Genomic DNA, 6,953 nt, shown 5'->3' on the forward strand with positions numbered 1-6,953 from the left:
CCCGGCGTCCTGCCGGGTTGCCCACGGATTCAAGCCTGCGTTCGGCCAGCGTGGTTTAACGGGGCGCCTGAGATCAAAAGCAGATCAAGATCAAAAGCGACTCGCTTCGCATCGTGGGTACCGTTGGCTGCTACGGCCTACAACGTTGTGTCGATGGCTATGTCCCGATGAGGGCTAACAGCCAGAGTTTCAGGCCTGCTCACTCTCATACCGATCCAGCGTATCACTGGCAATTTCCCGACCCAGCGCGATCAACTCCGGCGCCTTGTAGAACTCGAAAAAACGGCACACTCGCTTTGGCACGTTGATCAGCACATCCGGCGGGTAACCGGCGATTTTGTATTGTGCCAATGACGTTTGCATCACTTCGAAACTCTGGTTGATCAGGTCCAGCAGTGAGGCGGGTCCGACATTGTCGATGATGAACGAGCCCGTGGCCGACTTCGGCGCGCCGGCTTTTTCCGGGGCGGCGGCGGGTTGCTGGGATTCGGGCTCGGCCGAGTCCAGCCATGGGTTGATCTCGGCGGCCTGGGCCTGCAAGGCTTCCTGCTCGAGCTTCATCAGTTGCTCGGCCTGTTTACGCCGAAACGGCAGGTGCGAGCCCAACGATTTGGCCAGGCTGTTGAAGCGGCTTTTGAATGCCGGCGGGCGCTGGATCACCGGCAGGTGATAGTGCTTCTGGTTGGTGGCGTTGAGGTTGACCGCAATGATCAGGTCGCAATGGCTCGACACCACCGGCACGATAGGCAACGGGTTGAGCAAACCACCGTCCACCAGCATGCGGTTACCTTGCATCACCGGCGTGAACAGGCTGGGGATCGCTGCCGAGGCGCGCATGGCCTGGTGCAGGCAACCTTCCTGGAACCAGATTTCCTGCTGGTTGGTGAGGTCGGTGGCCACGGCGGTGTAGGGGATGCGCAGGTCTTCGATATTGATTTCGCCGACGATCTTGCGGATCTGCCCGAACACCTTTTCACCGCGAATCGCGCCCAGGCGAAAGCTCACGTCCACCAGGCGCAATACGTCGAGGTAATCCAGGCTTTCGATCCAGTTTCGATACTCGTCCAGCTTGCCGGCGGCATAGATTCCGCCGACCACGGCGCCCATCGAGCAGCCGGCAATACAGGCGATGTCGTAGCCGCGTCGTTCGATTTCTTCGATCACGCCGATATGGGCGTAGCCCCTGGCCCCGCCGGAGCCCAACACCAAGGCAACACGTTTTTTCATGACCAGACCCTTCGCAAAACAGGTGCCCACAATGCACCCATCCAGGGGGCCGCTTCAATCCTTGGTGAGCCCTGAGAATATTTTTCCAGAATCGCTACGAGGCTCGGGTATGCTCTGGCAATAGGTACTACTGATTTCAGGCTAGGGACAAGGCACTTTTCCCTGTAGGCAACGTCTACAGGCTACGACAGATTTTGTATATTTTGAGGTGTCATCAATGAAAGCCTGGATGTGTGTACCTGTGATCCTGCTGGCCTTGGCGGGCTGTGCCGGGAAGACCGCGTATCGCGACAGCTGCGGGTCGCAGTTGGATGCCGCCTGGAAAGAACTGGACCTGGCCAAGGCCGAGGGCTTCGCCGGCACTGTCAGCTATTCCAAGGCGTTGTCGCTGTTGACGGGGGCCAAGACCCAGCAGCAATTCGAAGCGTTCGAAGGCTGCTCCAACAAGGCCGAGAAGGCGCGCTTCTATATTCGTGAGTCACGCGCCGGGCGTTGATCAGCCACGCATAGCATTTTTCATCGCAAAGGGAGGGCAGGATGTCAGCGCTGGTCAATCAGTTAGTTGCTCAGGTCATTGGCCTGGAAGTAGGGTTGCTGAGCTGCCAGGCTCGTCTTGTCGCCGTCACCGACGATGAAGCCTTGCATGATCTGCGCACCACGGTGCGCCGTCTGCGCAGCCTGTTGCGGCCCTTGCGCGGGTTACCGGGTGTCGAACAGCTTGAATCCGCCGCCCGCACGGTCGGCCAATTGACCACCCCATTGCGTGACCGCGAAGTGCTGGCGGCGTACTTGCAACAGCACGGGCACCAGCAGGCGGCTGAGCGTCGTCTGCGCCTGCAACCTGAGGCCTATCGCCAGGTCGCGCAAAGCCCGGAACTGGCCCACCTGCTGCAAATCCTCGATGCGTTTCCACGGTTTATCCGTGCCTCCCAACACCAGAAATTGCTCGGGGGCCTGCGCTCGCGCATCCAGAAGCGCCTGGCCAAGCAATGGAAAACACTCGATCACGCGCTCAAGGACCCAGAGCATGATCGCCACCGTTTGCGCTTGCTGATCAAGCGCGTGCGCTATGCGGCCGAAGCGTATCCCGAATTGGACAAGCTGCCGGCCAACGTCGTGGTCGGTTTGAAAAAAGCCCAGGGCGCCCTGGGTGATTGGCATGATTGCTGGCAATGGCTGCTCCAGGCCGAGCACCAGGCGGACTTGCAGCCCTGCATTGCGACCTGGCGTGCCGGCATGGTCAAGGCCGAGGCACGGGCGGATCGTGTGCTGGACAAGCTCAGCGCCCATTGTTTCTGAACCGGTCCGGCTTTTGGCCGGAATAGGCGCTGTACCTGGCGGGGTGGATGGTTAAGATCCCCTCATCATTCGCTTGATGTGAGGTCGCCATGCGCTTTAGTGATTTGCTCGACGCTGCTCGCAGCCATCCGCTGGATGTCACCATTCCCGCCGAATGGGCCCAGGGCCGCGCCACCTTTGGTGGTCTGGTCGCCGCCTTGCAGTACGAGGCCTTGCGGGCGCAGGTGCCGGCCGACCGACCGCTGCGCTCACTGGCGATCACCTTCGTCGGCCCGGTAGCGCCGGATGTGCCGGCCAGTTATGAAGTTGAAGTATTGCGCGAGGGCAAGGCCGTCAGCCAACTGCTGGGCCGTGTGGTGCAGAACGGTGAAGTGGCGACCCTGGTCCAGGCCAGTTTCGGTGCGTCCCGCCAGTCGGAAATCGACGTGGCGAGCGAGCCGCCACCGGTGTTCAAGCATTGGGAAGAATGCCAGGAGCTGCCCTATATCAAGGGCGTCACGCCCGAATTCATGCGACACCTGGCCATGCGCTGGAGCGTCGGCGGCCTGCCGTTTACCGGCAATAAATCCCGTGAAATGGGCGGTTGGGTGCGTTTGCGTGGGGATGTGAAGGAAGAGCCGCTGACCGAGGCGCATATCCTCGCACTGGTCGATGCCTGGCCCCCGGCGTTGCTCCCGCACCTCAATAAACCAGCGCCGGGCAGCACCCTGACCTGGACCATCGAGTTCATCCAGCCACTGCAGAACCTGACCACCCTCGACTGGTGCCAATACCACGTCAACATCGAACACGCCCGCGACGGCTACGGCCACGCCGCCGCCGCGCTCTGGAGCCCGACCGGCGAATTGATCGCCCTCAGCCGCCAGACCGTAGTGGTCTTCGCCTGACGCTCAACGCGGGTGGCGCAGCCGCCAGGCGCGCCACCAGCCACCGCTGAGCACAAAGCGCGGGAACGTCACGAACTGCTCGACCACCAGGCGTTGCACCGCGTCCTTACGGTCGCTGAACGGCTCACTGGCCCGGGCTTCCAGGCTATGGCCGTGACGCTGCAACGCCAGGCCCGCCACGATCCCGATCACGCCGATGGCGACACTGACCAGGCTCAGGCTGAACACACCGGAGACGATCAACAAGAAACCGATGATGAACAGCGGCACGGCAATCAGGTGCAAGGCCAGGTTGGCCGGGTGCTGATGGTTTTGTGGGTAATGACGCCATTGCCAGGCGGGGAGATTGGGGTGACGTTTGCCCATGGTGGTGAATCCTCTGTCCGTTGAAACAACTTGGAGGGAGTGTAGGCGGGAGAGGGTGGGGCGGCGAATTGGGGTTGGCTATGGGAGTTATAGAGGAGGTGTGGTGAACCTTTTCAAGCCCAAATGACACAGTCATGATCATCCATGTGTACTAGGAACGTTAGTTGTCTATCCGTTATCCAGAATGGGTATCCAGAGGTCTCACCTAAAATCGACGTAATAGTTTGCGCGTCGTCAACTTCCCAACCTCTATATCTTGAATCAAACACCAGAAAAATCAGGTGCTTTTTGGGAGCGCGGTACTGTATTTCCTTCCAAAAACTAGGGTTGTGTTCCGTGCTTTTCTCGTTCAGTTCGACGGGGTCGAGCACGTTGCTCTGAAATTTGAAAAATCTTCTCGTAAGAGCATTTATCAGCGTTGTGAGTTCGTCCGGTCCAAGCTTTTTGGCATCGATTGCCATAGCTGCGCAGGCATCGTCTATTTCCTCTTCCAGGTAGTTCATCAGGGGTACCAATTTTAGACCGGCTAACGGGGACCAGCTTTAGAAGTATATGGCATCTTACGGCGCCCCAGTCCTGGTAACCCGGTTCAGTGCAGTTTATGTAAGCGGGCGGACTGGCTAAAGATAACCATCTAATCTTCAGCTTTAATGAATGTATAGAGGTTTTTCCAATATAAGCTGGGTGACTAAATACTCTGTTGGGAAAAATAGCTTTGTCAACGTAATTTCAGTATTTCATTTCTCGTCTCTGCATAGGTAATAGTCTTTTGTGCCAAAGAGCGCTGTTGGTTCGAGGGTGCCTCATGACGTAGATTTAATGAGCTCATCGGTCACTTTTTTGTTTATATCTCAGAATTGTTGTGCGTCCGCCAAGTGTATTTTCTAGTTATGAGCTAATTAAAGTAGTAGTCGTCTGGCCCGTTGGTGTAAGTGGTAGGGTCATTAAGAGAAATAAATTTAGCATTAAGTGTTATGGAAGCGCTGTCGCTGATGGCTTCGAATGTAAAATAATCACCTTCTTTGTTGATGTAGATGGTAAAGAGCTCATGTGCAGGAATATTTGATATTTTCAGGTTTTTAATATCATTGAAAATGATGCCGACCCTACACGTGTTATGTCCTTTGTTTTTCCATTTTTCTGGTAGGTTGTCTGGGAATTCGGGTATATCAAAACCCATGCCGATACAAGGTTGATCATTTTCTATTCTTATGGAGAACAAGGCTATTTTTCCAATTTTAACTGGAAAGCTGAAGATCTTACTGAAAAGTTTGCTTCCGTCTAACTCGTTCCAGTATTTCATGATCATTTCCTGAATGGATAATGTTTTTTGGCGCCCTCAATATAACCTTTTCGAGGTTTTTCGATTGGGCGCAAATTGAAGTGTGACGAATGGTCCCCAATACCATCTACTCTACCAAATTTATGTCCAGCCGAGTGATCTTGGATAAGGATCTTTGAGCCGTCTGATCTTGTGAATTGATAAAACTTTGTGTCGATAGGTCTACCAGTGTCATCCAGGATTGTTTTTCCGTTTTTGTCCGTCATTTTTTCAGTGGCGTATTGTTTAGTCTTTCCTGTTTCTGGGTCTACTAACATGTCTGGGCTTTGAACCATTGGTATTCCCGCGTCTCTTTTCGCTTGTCTGAAGGCGCCTTTGCGTGAAATATCAGGTGCGTCCGGTTCATCCGGTATTTTACAGGCTGGCTGGCTTGCCCCTTTCGGCGGACAGTTGGTGCTCAGCCCAAGCGGGTCTATCCAACCCGTTGGGTTGGGCACGTACCGGTACGCATTGATCCCACCTGCCAGCTTTACCGGGTCCGGCGTCAGGTAACGACCGATATCCGGATTGTAGTAGCGATGCCGGTTGTAGTGCAGGCCGCTTTCCTGGTCGTAGTACTGGCCTTGAAAACGTAGTGGGTTGTCGATTTTGCCGACGTCGAGACGGCTGATTTCGCCGTAGGCGCGGTAGTGGGCGGACCAGACGATTTCGCCGTAGGGCGTTGTAAGTTCCTGCGGTGTGCCGAGGTGGTCGAGTTGGTAGTGGTAGGGCTTTACGTCTTCTGGACCGAAGCCTTCCAGCAGTGCCAGCGGGCGGAAGCTGTCCGGTTCGTAGAGGTAGCTGCGATGGTGATCGGCATGGTGTTCGGCGATGAGCTTGTCGCCTTGCCAGAAGAACTCTGTGGTTTTCTCTTCGATGGTTTTGCTGATGCGTCGACCAAATGGGTCATAGCGATAACTGGCGGTCTGGCCGTTGGGTTGGGTGACTTCGATCAGCCGGTGCTGGCAGTCGTAGCGGTATTCGGTGACGAGTTGCTGGCCCTTGCCACGCTGTTCGCGGATCAGGTTGCCGAAGGCGTCGTAGTCGTAATGGTGGTCGCCCTGGATCATCAGGCGATTACCCGCCACGATGTCCGGGCCCGGCCTGTCCTGCATGAGTAAATTGCCGGCGGGGTCGTGGCCGAAACGCTCCTGCACATCCTGCGAGTGATCGGCGCGAGTCAGGCGCTGGAGCGGGTCGTAGCGGTAACGGTGTTCGCCCTTGCGGGTGTCGAGCAGGCGGGTGAGGTTGCCGGCTTTGTCGTAGTCGTATTGGCGTTGGTAGAGGTGGTTTTGCTGTTGGGTGACAGCGTGGGCGTGCAGGCGGTTTTGGTCGTCGTAGTGGTAGTGACTGAGCAGTTGGCCTTGTTGGCGTTGGTGTTCGCGGCCGGCGTTGAATAGATGCGAGGTGAGCACGTCACCGTTGAGTTCGACGGTGGAGAGGTGGCCGCCTTTGTCGTGGTTGAAGGTGACGCGGTTGTTGTCCGGCAGGCATAAATGCTGAAGTTGCCCGCAGGCATCGTAGCCGTAGCGCAAAGTGCCCCAGCCTTGATGTTCTGCAGTGAGACGGTTTTGTTTGTCGTACTCGTAGGCCAGCGCCCAGTGGCCATCTTCGACGCTGAGCAGGTTGCCTTGGCGGTCGTAGATGTAGTCGACCGTGTTGCCATCGGGCAAGGTTTTTCTTACAAGATGACCGGCATGATCGCGCTCGTAACGGGTAACAAGCTGACTGCCATCGTCGCCGTGTTCGGTCTTTTCCTGCAGGTTGCCGTTGAGGTCGTAGGCGTAGGCGGTGCGTTGGCCGTCGAAGCCGGTTTCCTGTCGGATCAGGCCGTTGGGGTGGTAGTCCAGTTG

At 56.5% G+C, this 6,953-nt stretch carries 8 protein-coding genes; 3 read left to right on the forward strand and 5 right to left on the reverse strand.

Annotation, left to right across the window (positions count from 1 at the left end):
• Nucleotides 1-189 precede the first annotated feature (189 nt).
• The gene (locus BFP89_RS16150) at nt 190-1,227 is read right to left on the reverse strand and encodes a patatin-like phospholipase family protein (RefSeq protein WP_065886464.1); all 1,038 of its coding nucleotides are present in this window, start codon (nt 1,225-1,227) and stop codon (nt 190-192) included.
• A 217-nt stretch (nt 1,228-1,444) separates the two neighbouring features.
• Between BFP89_RS16150 and BFP89_RS16155 the strand changes: the two genes are divergently transcribed.
• From BFP89_RS16155 to BFP89_RS16165, 3 genes are all read left to right on the forward strand, one after another.
• The gene (locus BFP89_RS16155) at nt 1,445-1,723 is read left to right on the forward strand and encodes a hypothetical protein (protein WP_003238638.1); all 279 of its coding nucleotides are present in this window, start codon (nt 1,445-1,447) and stop codon (nt 1,721-1,723) included.
• Between the two features lie 41 nt (nt 1,724-1,764).
• Nucleotides 1,765-2,526, forward strand: coding sequence for a CHAD domain-containing protein (locus BFP89_RS16160; protein ID WP_065886436.1), 762 nt, complete (start codon nt 1,765-1,767; stop codon nt 2,524-2,526).
• A gap of 89 nt (nt 2,527-2,615) precedes the next feature.
• Entirely contained in the window at nt 2,616-3,413 is a 798-nt protein-coding gene (locus tag BFP89_RS16165; protein ID WP_065886437.1) for an acyl-CoA thioesterase, read from the forward strand.
• Between the two features lie 3 nt (nt 3,414-3,416).
• Here the strand turns inward: BFP89_RS16165 and BFP89_RS16170 are convergent, their stop codons facing one another.
• From BFP89_RS16170 to BFP89_RS16185, 4 genes are all read right to left on the reverse strand, one after another.
• Nucleotides 3,417-3,779, reverse strand: coding sequence for an Mpo1-like protein (locus tag BFP89_RS16170; protein ID WP_065886438.1), 363 nt, complete (start codon nt 3,777-3,779; stop codon nt 3,417-3,419).
• A gap of 113 nt (nt 3,780-3,892) precedes the next feature.
• Entirely contained in the window at nt 3,893-4,282 is a 390-nt protein-coding gene (locus tag BFP89_RS16175; RefSeq protein ID WP_065886439.1) for a hypothetical protein, read from the reverse strand.
• 392 nt (nt 4,283-4,674) lie between these two features.
• Entirely contained in the window at nt 4,675-5,082 is a 408-nt protein-coding gene (locus BFP89_RS16180) for an Imm50 family immunity protein (RefSeq protein WP_065886440.1), read from the reverse strand.
• Nucleotides 5,083-5,084: 2 nt separating this feature from the next.
• Nucleotides 5,085-6,953: RHS repeat-associated core domain-containing protein (locus BFP89_RS16185; RefSeq protein WP_176718421.1), on the reverse strand; the 1,869-nt coding region annotated here is incomplete at its 5' end.

The organism is Pseudomonas sp. 31 R 17 (assembly GCF_900004915.1).
Lineage (GTDB): Bacteria > Pseudomonadota > Gammaproteobacteria > Pseudomonadales > Pseudomonadaceae > Aquipseudomonas > Aquipseudomonas orientalis_A.